Below are 18,499 nucleotides of genomic sequence, written 5' to 3'. Positions count from 1 at the left end.
TTTTTTTTGTTTTAAAAAAGTCTTTAAGTAGTTTTGCTCTAAAACTTTTTTGAACAAATCTTTTTGTTCTTGGCTTGGCTTCGCTGTTTGTAAAGCCATCAATTGAGACATATCGCCTTGAACTTTGATTTTACCAGTCATAAATGCTTGCATAGCAGCAGCCATGTCAAACTCTAAGAATACTTTGCGTAAAGTATCCGCATCTAAGTTTAAAGTTGTTTTAGCATTCGCAGAAGCGCCTTTTTGGATCTTACCGCTATCAAGCGCTAATTCAGTCGTTCCTTCGCTACCTGTTACTACAAGATTCAATGCTAGATTTGCTAATGATGGTGGTAAGTTCAAATCACCAGCTTCAGCTGTAAGTTTCTCAACGTTTGCAAACCAATCATCAGTTAAAAATGCAGGCATGTTCTTTCCTCGATGTATTTATTCAATTTATTGCGTTACCTATCCAAGATAACAACATGTAGAAGCTTTACGCTTGAGAGAGTTATAGCATGATATTTTCCAAATGCGATACGTTTTTTTGTACTCTGCGTTCGATTTTTTTTGTAAATAAAACTAATCGCCTAAATATCATCAAATCTTTATTTTTTCACAAGTTTGTCAATGATTTTTTGTATCGGTACTACGACCTAAAGTGATAAAAAACATCATTTTGTAAATCGACTCAACACCTTCATTAAAATGTAAAAATCTAAGAAATAAAAAAAAGCACTTCGAAAAGTGCTTCTTTTATTAAGACGAATTACTCAGCAGCAAAACCGAGATTGACCATGCTAATACGCTTATTTGGTGTGTCCCCTTCGGCTGTTGAACAAGTTACATCAAAATCAACTTCACGTTGTCCATCTAAGGCTTCAAAATCGAAAAGATCTCGGTCAGCCAATTGCGATGGCGAGACATTCTGTAACGCGCCAAAAATGCTGTGTAAACGTTTTGGATGAGCTTTATCCCATTCACGCAACATATCATTGATGATTGCGCGCTGTAAGTTTTCCTGCGAACCACACAAGTTACATGGAATAATTGGGAATTTGCGCATTTCAGCGTATTTGATGATGTCTTTCTCTTCAACATACGCCAAAGGACGAATCAAAATATTCTTTTTATCCGATGAAAGTAGTTTTGGTGGCATCGCCTTTAAACTACCGCCATGGAATAGGTTCAAGAAGAACGTTGCCATAATATCATCACGATGATGACCTAAAGCAACTTTGGTCGCGCCAATTTCTTGAGCAAAACCATATAAAGAACCACGGCGCAAGCGTGAGCACACTGCACAATAGGTTTTACCTTCAGGTGTAAGCTTTTTGGTAATGCTATATGTATCTTTTTCTAAGATGTAGTACGGAATGTTATTTTCTTCTAAATAACGGGGTAATACATCCTCAGGGAACCCGGGTTGTTTCTGATCAAGATTCACAGCCACAACATCAAAATTGATTGGTGCTATGCGTTTAAACTGCAGGAGAATGTCCAGCATGGTATAGCTATCTTTACCACCTGAAATACATACCATGACCTTATCGCCATCCTCAATCATTTTGTAGTCACGGATTGCATGACCTACTTGACGACGAAGTTTTTTCAATAAACGATAATATGCAGAACTCGTAGGTGGCTCTGGCTTAAAATTAAATCCTTGGTTGGATTCAACTGGCGAGTACATAGACGACATTAACCATAAAAAAAATACTGCGCAATTTTAGCCGATTCAGTGCTTAATCGCATCTAAAGAATCTGTTTTTTACATCTAATTTTTATTTTTTCATAACACTGTCTTATTCACGCATCTAAAATGGACGCTTGGGTTCATTTTTTAGTCGAATTGCTTATCTTTTGGACTTTTCCACAGTTTTCCACAAAACCTGTGGATAAAATTGTGGACTTTTTAGGGGTTGACAAAGTTTTGGCAAGATAAGATGGTGCTTTCCCTTAGATTGATCATTTTTTAACCACTATTCTATATCCTTAAAATTCAATAACTTATATGTGTCAAGCAGTTGTTTATAAATAAAAATAAATAATTTTTTTGGATATTAAGCCAACAATTAAGACTTGATTTTTTCACAACGAATTGTTAAAAAACATTACATAGTCGAGAGACATCTCCATTGCAGAAAATCACCCACATATCATTTAGGGACAAAAATAGTGTTCGAATGATGAAAACTACAAATAAAATAAAAGTCATAGCGTTATTTGGGTGTGTGAATTTTCTAATATTCTCGCCACAGGCTTCTGCAGGTCAAACAATCTATCAGCTGAAAGATTCAAACGGTACTACTGTTCTGACCAACCGCAAAAACAAATACAACCATCTTAAAGTTGAAAAGAAAACCTACTATCCAGACAGCAATATTCATAGTTACAGCAATTGGGGAAGCAACGAAGCATCAGTTCTCCCAAGCCATAGTAAAAATCGAAATGCCTTTGATGGCTATATTCGCCAAGCAGCTCAACGACACGGCATTTCTGAGGGTCTCATTAAAGCGGTGATGCACACCGAGTCTGGTTTTAATATACATGCACGCTCCCCTGTTGGTGCTCAGGGTCTTATGCAATTGATGCCTGCGACTGCACAACGATTTAATGTCAATAATGCATATGATCCTGAACAAAATATTTTCGCTGGTGCAAAATATTTGGCTTGGCTATTGAAACGCTTTAATGGCAATACGCAATTGGCATTAGCGGGTTATAATGCTGGCGAGGGAAATGTTGCTAAATATGGTGGAATACCGCCCTTTCGTGAAACTCAAGACTATGTCAGACGTGTACTCAGTCGTTACAATAATTTATACGCCAATGGTGTAGGCTCAAATCCAACCAATAGTTATTCAGCTTCAGCATCTTCTAAGTCAAGTACACCGAGCTATAACAATCAGAATTTATCAGCTCAAGTGACTGCACCAGCTAAGCCAAAGTCACCTCCTCGCCAAATTATTGTGGCCGCTGATGGCAGTTTTACTGACGCACCAGCTGGTTCATATTCTACAAATAATGCCACAGCATCAGCGAAGATCTATATTTCGAATTAATCTCAATTTTTTTCGTTATATTTTTTATTTTTATCTTGAAATTTTCCCTATTCGAAAGCATATTTGAGTTAGGTTTTTTAATTCAAAAAGCTTATTAAATTTTATTTATAAGAGGATTTTCTCGATGATGCGGATTGGTTTGTTTTTGCTGACCAACCTCGCGGTACTGGTGGTAGCTGGCATAATCTTGTCACTCTTCGGTGTCGGTAGTTACCATGGCGCGGGTGGCTTGAATCTTGGCAATTTACTTGTGATCTGTTTTGTCTTTGGTATGGTGGGTTCTTTAATCTCCCTATTCATGTCAAAGTGGATTGCAAAGAAAACCACAGGTACAGAGTTAATTGATCCCAATGCTCCACGCAACCAAGCGGAAGCATGGTTACTCAATGAAGTGGCACAACTTTCTCAACGTGCTGGTATTAAAATGCCAGAAGTTGGTATTTTCCCATCTTATCAATCAAATGCCTTCGCAACCGGTTGGAACAAAAACGATGCTTTAGTCGCTGTTTCAACAGGCTTATTGGAACGCATGAATAAAGATGAATTACGTGCAGTGTTGGCGCATGAAATTGGTCACGTTGCAAATGGTGACATGGTCACCCTTGCTTTAGTCCAAGGTGTAGTCAACGCGTTTGTGATGTTCTTCGCACGTATAGTCGGCGACTTTGTAGATCGCAACGTATTTGGTCGTGAAGAAGGTGAAGCACCGGGCTGGAGCTATTTCCTCATTACAATCGTGTTAGATATCGTATTCGGTATTCTTGCTTCGGCAATTGTGATGTGGTTCTCTCGCTATCGTGAATATCGTGCTGATGAGGCTGGCGCGCGTTTAGCAGGTAAACAAGCGATGATCAGTGCATTACTTCGCTTACAAGCAGAAACTGAAATGCCAGATCAAATGCCTAAAGAAATGAAAGCTTTCTCAATTTCATCAGGTCGTGAAGAAGGATTCAGCCTTGCTGCACTCTTCCAAACACACCCAACAATTGAGCAACGTGTAGCAGCATTACAACAACTTGATTGTCCTTAATCTGCTTCTAAAAAAAGCCTCCATAGGGAGGCTTTTTTAATGGACTCAATCTATAAGACTTTAAATAGATTGAAACCATTGCCATAAGAACGTGACACCAAACCATAAGGCAACACCAAAAATAATTAAAAACAGAAGACCCAGTAAATCAGGAATATGAATCCAAATCCATGCCACGACAGGATTTCGCCAGAAGGCAGAGTTCTGCTGTTTACGCTCTAAGTTTTCATGTAAAAATGGGTGTACCACATGATGGTCTGAATGAATCTGATACTCTTCACGAATATGATCATGAACCACATCTAAAGCCTTGCGACTCGGTCGAATAAACACATCAAAGAGTGTACCTGCAACAGGGATTAAACCTACTACACCATCCATCACAGCAAGTTTAAGCACGCCATTCAATTTAGATTGGGGCACACCGATTTTTCGAGCTTGTAATACTGCATAACACGTAAGTACAAATCCAGCTACGTCACCCGCCACAGGAATCGTACTCAATGCTGCATCAGCCCCTACCCCTTGTTTAGTGAATGGAATTCTTACGACGGAATCCATCATGTTTGCGAACTTGGCAAGATCGCGTTCCATTTTGATGACTTCAGCTTGGGTTAATTTATTTTTATTTGTCATTTAAGCAACATCCTGCAAAGATACTCCATCAGTCATAGCCTTAGAATAAGAGTTGTGAAGCAATAAATAAATAGACCAATACACCAGTTGCATCACATATTGAAGTGACCAAGGGCGCAGATGCGCTTGCAGGATCGAGTCCTAATTTATTGAGTACAAATGGTAAACTCATCCCGATCAGACAGCCCATCATGACAATACCCATCATACTGATCGCAAGCACTAAAGCGACCATCATATCTCCACGGATATAGCCAAGAATTGAAACAGCTGCAGCCATCGTTGCACCCAAACATAGAGCAACCATCGCTTCACGACCAATCAACACAAGCCAATCCTTTGTTTTTACATCCCCAGTTGCGATTGCTCGAACCATCAAGGTTGCAGATTGGGAGCCTGCGTTACCACCACTCCCAACCAATAGCGGTAAAAAGAAAACCAAAACAATATGCGCAGCAATGATGTCTTCATAATGGGCGATCCCAATACTCGAAAGTAGGCTGCCAAAGACCAGAAATACTAGCCAAAAAACACGTTGTCTAAATAACAATAATATTGGTGCTGAACGAATACTGATATTTTCTTTAAGCTCTACCGCCCCACTTTTCAAAAAGTCTTCGGTAAATTCTTCTTGGAATACATCCATAGCATCATCATAAGTGACGATACCGAGTAGATGATCATCATGATCTAAAATGGGTAAGGCGATAAAATCATAGTGGCTTAATTTTTTTGCCACTGATTCCTGATCTTCATCCACCCGTCCGTAAATGACCTCAGTGGTCATGACTTCTTGTACCGTTTTATCCAAAGGTGCTTGCACAATTTCTCGAAGAGAAATTACACCCTCAAGTTTCTGAAATTGATTGGTAATATAGATCAGATATAAGGTTTCAGTATCTTTGGCGGAATGGCGCAAAATCTCTAAAGCTTGTTGCATTGAGATGTCTGATGGCAAAGTGACATAATCAGATGTCATGATCGCACCAGCTGTTTCCTCAGCATACAGTGCCAAAGATTGAACTTGCTGCTTTGTTTCTCGATCTAAATTCGCAAAAACAAATGTTTTTATTTGATCCGGTAAAGCTTTGTACAAATCAGTTCGAGCATCTGAATGCATTGAACCAATTAACTGGACTGTACTTTTACCGTCCATTTTTTTAACCAACTGTACTTGATGATTGAGTGGCAGAAATTCAAATACATATGCTGCGTTTTCTAAATGGTGGATAAGTTGTATTTGTTGATCAATTTCTAATTGCTGTAAAAACAAAGCCAAATCTGCAGGATTAATCGTATCCGCAATATGATCAATCTGAGCGACATCAGAATTGATCAATGCTTGTTGTAATGCTTCAATTTTATGATCTTGTTTAATTTGATCCATAATCGCTTCATTTATTATCGTTTAGAATTACGCAAGGCATGCTAACACTAATTGAAAATGTTAGTGCGTATTGATCTTGTCAAAAACTGATATTTAAAAATGGATTAAATCAACCGCAGTACCATACTCGCTGTACTGCGGATACCATATTAAGTTTCAGATGCTGATTTTGATTTATATTTGAAAATATTCCGAACGATAACAAACATAAAGGGAATAAAGACTAGAACTAAAATTGTGCCGAAAATTACCCCACCAAGGACACTTACACCAATTTCTTGACGACTGGCAGCACCAGCACCTGAAGCAAATACCAAAGGTATAACCCCTGCACCAAAAGCAAGCGAGGTCATTATAATTGGACGTAAGCGCAAACTTGCACCTTGTAAAGCAGCAGCAATCGCGTTAGCTCCACGCTCCTGAGCGATTGCCGCAAATTCAACAATTAAGATGGCATTTTTACATGACAACCCAATCGTCGTAAGTAACGCAATTTGGAAGTAGATATCGTTTGGAAATCCGACCAACCAACTAAAAATAATATTACCGCCAATACCCAATGGAATAGCAGCAATCACAACAGAAGGTATCGACCAACTTTCATATAAGGCAGCTAAACATAGAAAGATAAAGCCAACAGAGATGAGATAAAGCCAAATGGCTTGTGTACTCGATTGTTGCTCTTGAAACGATAATCCACTCCACGCTAGCCCAACCCCGTCCAATTGATCAACCATAGACTTGATATCACGCATTGCAGCACCACTGCTCACATTTTTTGCAGTGTCAGCTTCCATTTGTAGCGCGGAATAACCTTGGAAACGAGTCACCACATCAGGGCCTCCATCCCAATCCACAGTGGCAAAATTACCAAATGAAATCATTTGATTTTGATTGTTTCGTACAGACCATAAATTGAGATCTTCAGGCTTTGAACGATACTCGGCATCACCCTGCATCATGACGCGTTTAATACGTCCGCGATCAATAAAGTCGTTCACATAGGAACCACCCCAAGCTGCAGCCAAAGTGCTATTAATCGCAGATTGTGAAAGACCATTCGCCATCACTAATTTTTGATTGATATTCACTTTCAATTTGGCTTTATCTGGATTAGAGCGTTTGCCCAAATTTTCAAAAGTTGTGAAGTTGATTGCCTGTCGCTCTAGCGCTTGAAATTGATCTTCTAAATACTGTCGTCCTTGTCCATTTAAATCTTGCAGCCAAAACTCGATACCGTTGGTATCGCCAAGACCACTTACAGAACCTGGTAAGCTCACCATAATCCGAGCGCGACTGTCTTTTCTAAAGAACTCCATCGCTCGTTCACGAATGGCTTGTGCAGAGTTTGCCTCGCCCGGACGATCATCCCAATGATGTAATGCTACAAATCCTGTTCCTAAATTTTGACCCGTTCCTGAAAAATTTCGTCCATAACGAATTTGAACCAACCTAACATTCTGTTTTTCTTGTTCAAGAAAATACTCTCGAATACTTTCACCAACAAGCTGACTTTCTGTCATAGGTGCGCCTTCAGGTAAACTGAATTGGACACTGATAAAACCTTGATCTTCACTTGGAATAAAGCTGGTTGGAAGCGACTTATAAAACAAAGCAAAAATCACAATTAACCCAGCAAAACTGGTTAAAACGATCCATTTTAGTGACAGGCTTTTTTCAACCCACTTTAGATAATGCAATCGTAATGATTCCATTTTTGCGTTAAACCATTTCGCCCATTTTGCTTCTTTTTGTTTGGGTTTAAGAATAATCGCACACAATGCTGGTGTGAGAATTAACGCGACCAACAATGACAGTGACATGGCTGCAATCAAGGTAATTGAAAACTGACGGTATATAACTCCTGTCGATCCTGTAAAAAAAGCCATCGGAATAAATACTGCAGTTAGCACCACTGTAATTCCAATTAAAGCCCCCGTCATCTCTTGCATAGATAAGATAGACGCTTGCTTTGCAGATAGCCCCTTTTCATGCATCAAACGTTCGACATTTTCGACCACCACAATTGCATCATCTACAAGTAATCCAATCGCAAGAACTAATGCAAAAAGTGTCAATGTATTGATGGTCATTCCGAGCGCAAATAAGACGGCAAAAGTGCCCAAAATAACAATTGGAACCGTGACCGTTGGAATAAGTGTTGCGCGCCAGCTTTGTAAAAAGATAAACATGACCAACACGACCAAGATAATGGCTTCAACTAAGGTCTTTACAACTTCTTTAATGGACTCTTGAACAAACGGCGTGTTATCTCGTGGGTAGACAATTTGATAGCCTTCAGGAAGTTTTTTCTTAATGTCCTCAAGGACTTCTTTAATTTTAGCTGAGGTTGCAAGAGCATTTGCACCAGATGACATTGAAACAGCCAAGCCTGCTGAAGGTGATCCATTAATGGTATTAAAAGCTTGATAATTTTCAGCACCTAACTCAACGCGTGCTACATCTTTTAAATAAATAAAACTTCCATCAGGGGTCGCTTTGACAATGATATTTTTAAATTCATCGACTGTTCTTAGTCGTGATCCAGCGGTAACTTTTGCATTAAGATACTGGTCTGCTACTGTCGGTAAATCTCCGATTCCACCTGCAGCAACTTGTGTATTTTGTGCTTCAATTGCAGCACGAATATCACTAGGCATCAACTGATATTGTTTTAGTAAATTCGGATCTAACCAAATACGCATGGCATATTGAGAACCAAAGACATCAACCTCACCAACACCTTCTACACGCGCAATTTCTGGTTCAATGTGATCAGCCAAATAATCTGACAACGCAATATTGTTACTTTGGTTCGTAGTGTCATATAACCCCACCACCATAAAGGTGTCACCTAAGGATTTATAAACATTGACCCCTTGACGCTGCACATCTTCAGGCAAACGATTGATCACGCCATTAATGCTATTTTGAACTTGGACTTGTGCTGTGTCTGGATCAGTTCCATTTTCAAAACTTAAACTAATTCGACTATTTCCAGATGCATTACTGGTAGAGCTAAAATAAAGTAAGTTATCAATTCCTTTAATTTGTTGTTCTATGACCTGTGTGACACTTTCCTCAACTGTTTCGGCATCAGCTCCTGTGTAAGTTGCTGATACAGTAATTCTTGGCGGAGCAATATCAGGATAGCGTTCTACCGGTAAGCTCATCACCGCAAATATACCAATTGCCATGACAATAATCGCAAGTACGCCAGCAAAAATAGGTCGTTCAATAAAGAACTTAGATAACATAGTCGTTAAGCCGTCAAAAGAATTCTAGAAAGTGTTTTCATTAAAATATATAAAAATTTAATTGATATTCAGTGACTATGAATAAAAAAACAAGAACTAATAACAGAAACGATCAACATTGATCGAATTAAGAAGAAAATATGAAGCCTTTATCTTGAACCGCTTATCTGATCCTTATGAAAAAAATATGCGCAATTTCTCAAAAGTAAAAAACTTCTAAAATTACGCAGCATTAATGCCATCACCCCCTCCCAATTTGAGGATAGTCATATTCAATTTTTTAAAACTATATTCGAGGTACAAAAATACGAATGATTTGGGGGAAATGATGAAAAAAGCTCTTCTAACACTGGCGCTCAGCACCTATTTAGCAGCTTGTGGTGGTTCGGATAAATCCGCAAAAAATGATGATCAGATTAAAATAGGAATACTTACTGACAGCCCAGTAGCAGGTGCGACGTATATCGTGAATGGCAATAATGACAATGCGAAGAAAACCAATGCAAATGGGGAATTTGAATATCAAGATGGAGATGTCATTACATTTAAAATTGGTGATATCGAAATTGGTACTGTACAAGGCTTAGCTCGTGTGACACCGAATGAACTCGTGGATGAAGATTTAAATACAGATGAACGTAACAAGAGAATTATCAATCTACTGATTTTTTTACAATCATTGGATATCGATGAGGATAAAGAGACCATACAAATCCCAGATGATGTTTCAACTCTCTCGCCTTCAGCGATTGATTTCAGCAACACGACAAGTGATTTTAGAGAGCGACTTCAAGGTCAAATTATCAATATTCCTGAAATTGCCTCCAATATAGTAGTCAGTGAAGAGCAAGCTAAAGAACATTTTAGCGGCTCAATGCTCAAAGACATTCAAGGCGTATGGTATGCAAAAAATGATGAGTCTGAAATTGTGTTATTTATTGGAGAGAATGGCGAATATATGCTCGGTGAACCAATCCCGAACGAGCCTAATAGTTCTTCAAATGGCATGGAATACGCCAAAATAAATCTAGATGCCCTAAGTGGAAGTTTATACGCTTCTTCAATAAATAGTACTACGCCTGTGATTGATACCAATGAAGATCGGGGACTTCTCGATCATGGGGAATCGCGTTCAATGAAACTATCTTTTGACGGTTCTGTACTTAAGATTTCTGAAGCTCAAAATCCTGATGAAAGTGCAGAGTTTACGCGAGTTCCTCGAAATAATAGTGGAATTGTAGGCGCATGGCAGTCCTCAAGTGGTAAACAAATTTTCGTATTTAATTCTAATAACACTTTCATTATGGTAGATGCTATTGGCGATGATCAACCAGATCCATATGACGGACCTTGTGGTGGCCCTGGTATTGAGTATGGTCGTTATCAATTACGCGACAACAAGCTCTTTGTTACCACGCCCCTCAGCATTGATACAAATGGTTGTGCTGGATTATCCGATACAGACGCGCATTTAGGCTTACCATTACAAATCTCTACTCAAAGTTTAAGCTTTACCGTAGCAGATGAAGGCACATTTACACTGACCAGAATGAATTAATTTTATCCCCCTTCAACATCTTCGTTAAAGGGGGATTACTCAATGTGCTGAAAAGCATCAATAAATTCGATCAAAATCCGCATCATTTCAGCTTGTGAGGAGCATCCTAACTTCTGATAAATCGTTTTCAGATATGTCCGCAGCGAACTCAGCGTAATCCCACATTTCAAAGCAATATTTTCAAGATGCTGATCGTCCATAAAATGCTGACAAATTTCAATTTCTCGAGCTGTCAGTTGGAATGTTGACTTCAGTAATGTTTTAGACAAGCGTTTTCGATCCTGCATTTTTGATAAGAATAATGCAATTTGATTATTGTCTAAGATCATTGAAGCTGACAGCACCTTAAGTGGTGAGACTGTGATTAAGTACGCTGATTGATGTCCATCGCTGTATAATTGCATTGCACCCCCAACTTGTTCTTGATCATGCCTCTCTAATGAATAACGCTCATTCTTTTTGAATGTGCTCTGCACTAATTTTTTTAATTGAGTATTATAAGGCTCGATTATTTTTAATCTGTTATGCAAATCTATTTCAATCATACTCGTATCATTCAAACAATCCCTCGCATACTGATTCACAAATTTAACTTCTAGATCAGATTGAATGATGAGTACACCCACATTCAACTTATCTAAAATTTCGGTGTAATTACTTCTATCATGTTGAAGATGCTTAATTTGTCGATGAATTTGAATTGCTCTTCTAAAGTGTTTAGCGATTCGTTCTAAACTTTGTAATTCAGCAGCCTCATAAGCAACTGCAACTGATGGTCGATGTACCGCAAGTACGCCCCATTTATATTTTCCATACTCTAGCAATACCCCACTAAGATGACAGATGTTTGAAGGAACTAAACAATATTCATAAAAGCTTTTCAAATCCTCATTATCTGTTTCAGCGTATGATCGACAATCAATTTGATAGGCATGCTCTAATCCATAGGTATTCATTAACTCACCATGAATACGCATGTCTACGAAATCTAAGTTATACGTTTGATAATTTTGAATTCCATCAATCGGGATATTAATAGTGTAAATAAAATTTTGTTCGGGCCGAAGCTGATCAAAGTAAGTAAAGATCGCCGTTGAACTCTGTGTAAATTCCACGACCTGTTTTAAAACATTTTCCCAGTGATGTGGCTTTAAGGCAGCCTCATAAATTTCTTCTATGATTTGATTTTCTTGAACAGTTAACATCATCACCCCCAATCATGGTGTTAATGTTCCTTTAGATTAGCGCTCTACTAGGCTTTTATTCAATATTTACAATAGTATTCAAATATTTATCAGACAGATGACAAAAAAATCCCCGCTTAATGCGGGGATTTTTTAGGCTGTGGGATGAATTACATCATACCGCCCATACCACCCATACCGCCCATGTCAGGCATAGCTGGTTTATCTTCTGGGATCTCTGTAATCATGCACTCAGTTGTTAACATTAAGCCCGCAACAGATGCAGCATGTTCAAGAGCAGAACGAGTTACTTTCGCTGGATCAAGGATACCCATCTCTAGCATATCGCCGTATTCACCAGTCGCAGCGTTATAACCAAAGTTGCCTTCGCCATTTTTAACTGCATTGATCACTACAGATGGTTCGTCACCTGCATTAGATACGATTTGACGAAGTGGCGCTTCAATCGCACGACGAAGGATGTTGATACCTACGTTTTGATCATCGTTAATACCCGTTACACCATCCAGTGCTTTAGCTGCACGTACTAATGCAACACCACCACCCGCAACAACACCTTCTTCAACAGCAGCACGAGTTGCATGAAGAGCATCGTCTACACGATCTTTCTTCTCTTTCATTTCAACTTCAGTTGCAGCACCGATTTTAATCACTGCTACACCGCCAGCTAATTTAGCAACACGCTCTTGAAGTTTTTCTTTGTCGTATTCTGAAGTTGATTCTTCGATTTGCGCACGAATTTGTTGAACACGCTCAGCAATTTGATTCGCATCGCCTGCACCATCAACAATCACTGTGTTTTCTTTAGATACAGTTACTTTGTGTGCAGTACCTAAATGTTCAAGTGTTGTTTGATCTAACTGCATACCGATTTCTTCAGAAATCACAGTACCACCAGTTAAGATCGCGATATCTTGAAGCATTGCTTTACGACGATCACCGAAGCCTGGTGCTTTAACAGCACATACTTTGATGATGCCACGCATGTTGTTTACAACAAGCGTTGCAAGTGCCTCACCTTCGACATCTTCAGCGATGATAAGAAGTGGTTTACCTGTTTTCGCAACTGCCTCAAGAACAGTAATCAACTCACGAATGTTGCTTACTTTCTTATCAACAAGAAGGATAAATGGGTTTTCCAATTCAGCAGTCAATGTATCTTGTTTGTTTGCGAAGTATGGAGAGATATAACCACGGTCAAACTGCATACCCTCTACAACATCTAGAGAATCTTCAAAGCCTGAACCTTCTTCAACAGTGATTACACCTTCTTTACCCACTTTTTCCATCGCTTGAGCGATCAGTGAACCAACAGTCGTATCAGAGTTCGCAGAAATCGAACCAACTTGTTCAATCGCTTTAGAATCAGATGCTGGTTTAGCCGTTGCTTTAATATCTGCAACAACAGCTTTAACTGCAATATCAATACCGCGTTTCAAGTCCATTGGGTTCATACCCGCAGTTACTGACTTGATCCCTTCGTTCAAAATTGCTTGAGCTAAAACAGTTGCCGTTGTAGTACCGTCACCTGCGATGTCATTTGTTTTAGAAGAAACTTCACGAACAAGTTGAGCACCCATGTTTTCAAACTTGTCTTTTAATGTTATTTCTTTCGCTACAGAAACACCATCTTTAGTGATGTGTGGCGCACCGAATGAACGATCGATAACAACGTTACGGCCTTTAGGACCAAGTGTAACTTTAACCGCATCTGCAAGGATATTCACACCTGCGATCATTTTTGTGCGAGCTGAATCACCAAACTTAACGTCTTTAGCTGACATATTTGACTCCGAATATTATTAAAATTACTAAATCTGATTGATTAAATGAGTAGTATTAAAAAGAATAAATTAGCCTTCTAAAACAGCTAAAATATCTGACTCTTTCATGATTAATAGTTCTTCGCCATCTACTTTCACAGTTGTTCCTGCATAAGTACCAAACAATACCTTGTCACCTACTTTTACATCTAAAGCGCGAACGCCATTGTCAGTGATCTGACCATTACCAACTGCAATAATTTCACCTTGAGCAGGCTTTTCTGCAGCAGAACCTGGCAATAAAATGCCGCCAGCTGTTTTTGTTTCTTCTTCAACACGACGAATTACTACACGGTCATGTAATGGACGAATGTTGCTCATAAAAATACTCCATCAGACTAAGTCTTTTGATTAATAGTCGTGATCTTAATTTCCTTAGATCACCACCAAAATTATTTGATGTCACTTTTGTGGGGATGGAAAAAATTGCTTCAAGGGGAAAATGAAAAAAAATTTAATTTTTTGTATTTTTTTTAGACATTTCTATAATTTAGCCTTCATTCCGATTTGCAACTAAATAAAATTTCTTGAATCTCGAATCAAACCGATATTCACGCACCTTCAGTTTTTCATCAATTAGATTAAAACTATTTGAAAAGTCATGATGTAAACGATGTGACGTAGCGGTACCTGCATGAATATCCAATATTGGATGTTGAGCATTAAGTTGGAAAATCTTATTCAGATCATAAACAGCAGATACATGTAAATGACCATGTAGAATTGCATTCAACCCTGAGCTTGCCCATGTCTTTAGGGCTTTTTCAGTATTTTTAGGACGATCTTTAGACATATTTATACCATGATCACCACTATAGAAAGGTTGATGCGTAAGCAGAATTTTTAATTTATCTTGAGGAGCCAATTTCATTTTTTGATTAATTTCCTGAATTTGAAACTCAGTAATACGACCTTTCGTATGATACTTAGGATGAATTGTATTGATTCCTATAATATAAAAATGCTCAGTCTCTAAGGTCTGTTCCATTTCACCAAAAAACAACTTATACCGATGAAACGGACTTAAAAATCTGCGCCATAAATGAAACAAAGGAATATCGTGATTACCCGGAATCACAATATAAGGAACATTAAGTTCTTCTAGAAATTTTTTGCAGTGATAAAACTGTGAAAATCTTGCCCTTTGAGTGAGATCACCACTGACCACAATAGCTTCGATCAAATGTTCTGCAACAAAGTGAGCAATTGCATCTAAACAGTCTTGTTGCTCAGTTCCAAAATGCAAATCAGACAAATGTAAAATCATTGTGGCACCATCAAGGTCAGTGCATTTCTTTCAACATGAATATCTAATGGTGAATCCAGTTGAATAATTTCTCCATCGATTGCTACTGTCATTTTTTTTTGATGAGAACGTATACGCACATGATCCGCACTGAAACTATATACGTCTGCTGCCTGATCTAATTTTCCACGAACGAGTTGGATGAGTGTTTTAAAAATACTCAGCTTATCCGTGCGAGCAAGTACAACTCCCGCAACCCGACCCTCTTCTGCCGTTTTAGCGATATTGAGGTTCATTTCTTTTAATTGAAGTTGGTTATTGCCTAAAAATAATAAAGGGGTTTTAACTGCATAATTTACACCATCCACCTCAATTTCTAACTTTAATTCTTTACGATCACGAATCAACACATCTAAGCCAGAAGTATAGGCATGTAATGGCAGACGCCCTAGTTTTTGGTTATATAACTCTCTTTTTTTAATAAACAATGGATAAAGACCCAAACTCGCATTATTTAGATAAATAGCATCATTAATTTTTGCCACATGCACTGCTTTAGGCTTACCTTCAACCACAAGTTTTGCAGCTTCGAGAATATCTAAAGGAATATTTAAAACCCGTGCAACATAATTGAATGTGCCTAAAGGTAAAATTGCCAAAGGGATGGTTTGATGTAATAAATAATTAGCCACAGAATTTAACGTTCCATCTCCCCCGGCAACCACAATTACCCCCTGATTATCATGATTTAAATGTCGAAGATGAACTTTTTCGATGAGTGCTTGAATACTCATTTCTGATGCAATATCAAAAACTTGTATTTCAAAACCTAGATCTGTCCAATAACGCATGAGTTGCTCATAAATTTGATCATTATTGGTGGCATGAAATCCAGATTTTTCATTAAAAATCATAGACAAAGGCTTAAGCATTGAATTCATTTTATGGCTTTAAAAATTGAATTACTTTAAAATTTCGTCTATTTACTACTCAATTAAAAGCCAATTTATGTAATTTTTAAATGACGTTCATTTGATTTTTCGATGATGAGAATTGATCTCAAAATTTAACCAAACTATTGTTTAATATAAATATTTTAACTAAAAATACTAAACATAAAAATTAAACATGAAAAAGAAATCATTCATTTTTAAAAAAAATATATAATGATTACATGCACTTAATACCATCAAAGTCTTAAGCGGTATTTCAGCCTTTGGTCTTATTTTTTTTATGAAAATATGCTTTAATACAGCCACTTTTTTTCATACTGAATCTAGAGTCTGCAAACCAGCATCTAGATATTATTTGTACACCACATTGTACACTTTTGATATAGGCCTCACCATGACCCAAGTGAACGCACCAGAATTCGTTCGTCACCCTAAGCTTATTGCTTGGGTGGAAGAGATTGCTAAACTAACAAAACCAGCAAAAATTGAATGGTGTGACGGTAGCGCAGAAGAATATCAACGTTATATCGACTTGATGATCGCTAACGGCACAATGCAAGCGCTTAACCAAGAAAAGCACCCTGGTTCATATCTTGCAAACTCTGATCCTTCTGACGTTGCTCGAGTTGAAGACCGTACTTTTATCTGCTCTGAAAACAAAGAAGATGCTGGCGCAACTAACAACTGGGAAGCTCCAGCGGTTATGCGTGAAAAATTAAACGGTTTATTTGACGGTTCTATGAAAGGTCGTACTTTGTACGTTGTACCTTTCTCTATGGGTCCTTTAGGTTCTCATATTGCTCACATTGGTATCGAACTTACTGACTCTCCTTATGTTGCAGTCAGCATGTCTAAAATGGCTCGCATGGGTAAAGCTGTTTATGACGTTCTAGGTACTGATGGCGAATTTGTTCCATGTGTACACACTGTAGGTGCACCATTGGAAGAAGGTCAAAAAGACGTTGCTTGGCCTTGCAACAAAGAAAAATACATCGTGCATTACCCAGAAACTCGTGAAATTTGGTCATTCGGTTCTGGTTACGGCGGTAACGCATTGCTTGGTAAAAAATGCTTAGCATTACGTATCGCATCATTCATGGGTCGTCAACAAGGCTGGTTAGCTGAACACATGCTCATCCTTGGTGTGACAAATCCACAAGGTGAAAAACACTACATCGCAGCTGCATTCCCATCTGCTTGTGGTAAAACAAACTTTGCAATGTTAATTCCACCAGCAGGTTATGAAGGTTGGAAAATTGAAACTGTAGGTGACGATATTGCTTGGATCAAACCAGGTGAAGATGGTCGCTTATATGCAATCAACCCTGAAGCAGGTTTCTTCGGTGTAGCGCCTGGTACTAACACGAAGACGAACCCGAACTGTATGGCTACGCTTCATAAAGACGTGATCTATACAAACGTTGCTGTGACTGACAACGGTGAAGTATGGTGGGAAGGTCTTTCTAAAGAAGCGCCTGCTAACCTAACTAACTGGAAAGGTCAACCACACACTGGTGAAGAAAAAGCGGCTCATCCAAATGCGCGTTTCACAGTTTCAGCTGGTCAATGCCCTTCTATTGATGCTGACTGGGAAAATCCAGCAGGTGTTCCAATCTCTGCGTTCATCTTTGGTGGTCGCCGTGCGGACACAGTGCCTCTAATTTCAGAAGCATTTGACTGGGTTGACGGTGTTTATAAAGCTGCAACGATGGGCTCTGAAACAACTGCTGCTGCTGTTGGTCAACAAGGTATTGTTCGTCGCGATCCATTTGCGATGCTTCCATTTGCTGGCTACAACATGGCTGACTACTTCACGCATTGGTTAGAAATGGGTGAGAAAGTTGGCGAGAAAGCTGCAGCTGCTGGTAACAAGCTTCCTGGTATTTACAACGTGAACTGGTTCCGTCGTGATGCTGAAGGCAACTTTGTATGGCCTGGTTTCGGTCAAAACATGCGTGTTCTTGAGTGGATTATCGATCGCTGTGAAGGTCGTGCTGACGCTGTTGAAACTCCAATTGGTCGTGTTCCAACATACGAACAGTTGAACTGGACTGGTTCTGACTTTACGAAAGAACAATTTGACCTTGTGACTTCTCAAGACAAAGATCAATGGATCAAAGAACTTGAAAGCCACACTGAATTATTCAACAAACTTGGTGATCGTTTACCAGAAGCGTTGAAAAAACGTCAAGCTGAGCTTTTAGAAGCGGTTAAATCTGCTTAAGCATGATGAGAAAAAAGGTCACTTCGGTGACCTTTTTTTTACTTCAAACAAACTGAATAAAGTGTATTTAGTAACGTTTATTAGTACCAATAAGTTGTCACACTTATGGCATACTGATTTAAACAGCTTATTAGGA

At 38.7% G+C, this 18,499-nt stretch carries 14 protein-coding genes; 4 read left to right on the top strand and 10 right to left on the bottom strand.

Translation table 11 applies throughout. The features are described from left to right. Together CL42_RS07950 and ttcA are read right to left on the bottom strand one after the other, a co-directional pair. Positions 1-408 (bottom strand): SCP2 sterol-binding domain-containing protein (locus CL42_RS07950; RefSeq protein WP_081403258.1); only part of this gene is annotated, 408 nt, incomplete at its 3' end. Between the two features lie 340 nt (positions 409-748). After that, complete coding sequence (gene ttcA, locus CL42_RS07945) at positions 749-1,672, bottom strand: tRNA 2-thiocytidine(32) synthetase TtcA (protein ID WP_035266955.1); 924 nt, start codon at positions 1,670-1,672, stop codon at positions 749-751. Between the two features lie 514 nt (positions 1,673-2,186). On the opposite strand from ttcA, the gene CL42_RS07940 reads away from it, so the two are divergent. After that, complete coding sequence (locus tag CL42_RS07940) at positions 2,187-3,044, top strand: lytic transglycosylase domain-containing protein (RefSeq protein ID WP_416202016.1); 858 nt, start codon at positions 2,187-2,189, stop codon at positions 3,042-3,044. A 124-nt stretch (positions 3,045-3,168) separates the two neighbouring features. After that, a complete protein-coding gene (htpX, locus tag CL42_RS07935; RefSeq protein WP_035266954.1) occupies positions 3,169-4,074 on the top strand; it encodes a protease HtpX in 906 nt (301 codons plus the stop codon). Between the two features lie 60 nt (positions 4,075-4,134). Here the strand turns inward: htpX and CL42_RS07930 are convergent, their stop codons facing one another. The 3 genes from CL42_RS07930 to CL42_RS07920 all read right to left on the bottom strand — a co-directional run bounded on the left by CL42_RS07930 (position 4,135) and on the right by CL42_RS07920 (position 9,354). Continuing rightward, the gene (locus CL42_RS07930; RefSeq protein ID WP_035266953.1) at positions 4,135-4,710 is read right to left on the bottom strand and encodes a DUF4112 domain-containing protein; all 576 of its coding nucleotides are present in this window, start codon (positions 4,708-4,710) and stop codon (positions 4,135-4,137) included. 40 nt (positions 4,711-4,750) lie between these two features. After that, entirely contained in the window at positions 4,751-6,088 is a 1,338-nt protein-coding gene (gene mgtE / locus CL42_RS07925; protein ID WP_416202015.1) for a magnesium transporter, read from the bottom strand. Between the two features lie 158 nt (positions 6,089-6,246). Then, positions 6,247-9,354: a multidrug efflux RND transporter permease subunit gene (locus tag CL42_RS07920; protein ID WP_035266948.1), complete on the bottom strand. Its 3,108-nt coding sequence runs from the start codon at positions 9,352-9,354 to the stop codon at positions 6,247-6,249. 328 nt (positions 9,355-9,682) lie between these two features. On the opposite strand from CL42_RS07920, the gene CL42_RS07915 reads away from it, so the two are divergent. After that, on the top strand, positions 9,683-10,912 hold the full coding sequence (locus CL42_RS07915) for a hypothetical protein (RefSeq protein ID WP_035266946.1): 1,230 nt from the start codon (positions 9,683-9,685) through the stop codon (positions 10,910-10,912). 35 nt (positions 10,913-10,947) lie between these two features. Here the strand turns inward: CL42_RS07915 and CL42_RS07910 are convergent, their stop codons facing one another. The 5 genes from CL42_RS07910 to CL42_RS07890 form a co-directional block, all read right to left on the bottom strand. Beyond that, on the bottom strand, positions 10,948-12,117 hold the full coding sequence (locus tag CL42_RS07910) for a LuxR C-terminal-related transcriptional regulator (RefSeq protein WP_035266943.1): 1,170 nt from the start codon (positions 12,115-12,117) through the stop codon (positions 10,948-10,950). Positions 12,118-12,266: 149 nt separating this feature from the next. Further along, positions 12,267-13,901 carry a chaperonin GroEL gene (gene groL / locus CL42_RS07905; RefSeq protein WP_035266940.1) on the bottom strand — a complete coding sequence of 545 codons (1,635 nt, stop codon included), beginning with the start codon at positions 13,899-13,901 and terminating at the stop codon, positions 12,267-12,269. 69 nt (positions 13,902-13,970) lie between these two features. Next, a complete protein-coding gene (locus CL42_RS07900) occupies positions 13,971-14,261 on the bottom strand; it encodes a co-chaperone GroES (RefSeq protein WP_004810787.1) in 291 nt (96 codons plus the stop codon). Between the two features lie 169 nt (positions 14,262-14,430). After that, on the bottom strand, positions 14,431-15,207 hold the full coding sequence (locus tag CL42_RS07895; protein WP_035266935.1) for a metallophosphoesterase family protein: 777 nt from the start codon (positions 15,205-15,207) through the stop codon (positions 14,431-14,433). Continuing rightward, complete coding sequence (locus CL42_RS07890) at positions 15,204-16,127, bottom strand: diacylglycerol/lipid kinase family protein (protein WP_035266932.1); 924 nt, start codon at positions 16,125-16,127, stop codon at positions 15,204-15,206. The genes CL42_RS07895 and CL42_RS07890 overlap by 4 nt, the downstream gene beginning before the upstream one ends. A gap of 406 nt (positions 16,128-16,533) precedes the next feature. Here CL42_RS07890 and CL42_RS07885 point away from each other — a divergent pair, with 406 nt between their 5' ends. Continuing rightward, positions 16,534-18,363, top strand: a complete 1,830-nt coding sequence (locus CL42_RS07885; protein ID WP_035266931.1) for a phosphoenolpyruvate carboxykinase (GTP) — start codon at positions 16,534-16,536, stop codon at positions 18,361-18,363. Positions 18,364-18,499: the final 136 nt, after the last annotated feature.

This window comes from Acinetobacter sp. Ver3 (assembly GCF_000632455.1).
GTDB lineage: Bacteria > Pseudomonadota > Gammaproteobacteria > Pseudomonadales > Moraxellaceae > Acinetobacter.
Note: the sequence above shows the minus strand (reverse complement) of the source record. Positions and strands in the feature narration are given on the sequence as shown.

Excerpts from the sequence above, each read along its gene's own strand:
- htpX (WP_035266954.1), top strand. The coding sequence starts at position 3,169 with ATGATGCGGATTGGTTTGTTTTTGCTGACCAACCTCGCGGTACTGGTG.
- CL42_RS07930 (WP_035266953.1), bottom strand. The coding sequence starts at position 4,710 with ATGACAAATAAAAATAAATTAACCCAAGCTGAAGTCATCAAAATGGAA.
- CL42_RS07900 (WP_004810787.1), bottom strand. The coding sequence starts at position 14,261 with ATGAGCAACATTCGTCCATTACATGACCGTGTAGTAATTCGTCGTGTT.
- groL (WP_035266940.1), bottom strand. The coding sequence starts at position 13,901 with ATGTCAGCTAAAGACGTTAAGTTTGGTGATTCAGCTCGCACAAAAATG.
- CL42_RS07885 (WP_035266931.1), top strand. The coding sequence starts at position 16,534 with ATGACCCAAGTGAACGCACCAGAATTCGTTCGTCACCCTAAGCTTATT.
- CL42_RS07895 (WP_035266935.1), bottom strand. The coding sequence starts at position 15,207 with ATGATTTTACATTTGTCTGATTTGCATTTTGGAACTGAGCAACAAGAC.
- CL42_RS07915 (WP_035266946.1), top strand. The coding sequence starts at position 9,683 with ATGAAAAAAGCTCTTCTAACACTGGCGCTCAGCACCTATTTAGCAGCT.
- CL42_RS07920 (WP_035266948.1), bottom strand. The coding sequence starts at position 9,354 with ATGTTATCTAAGTTCTTTATTGAACGACCTATTTTTGCTGGCGTACTT.
- CL42_RS07910 (WP_035266943.1), bottom strand. The coding sequence starts at position 12,117 with ATGTTAACTGTTCAAGAAAATCAAATCATAGAAGAAATTTATGAGGCT.
- CL42_RS07890 (WP_035266932.1), bottom strand. The coding sequence starts at position 16,127 with ATGAATTCAATGCTTAAGCCTTTGTCTATGATTTTTAATGAAAAATCT.
- ttcA (WP_035266955.1), bottom strand. The coding sequence starts at position 1,672 with ATGTACTCGCCAGTTGAATCCAACCAAGGATTTAATTTTAAGCCAGAG.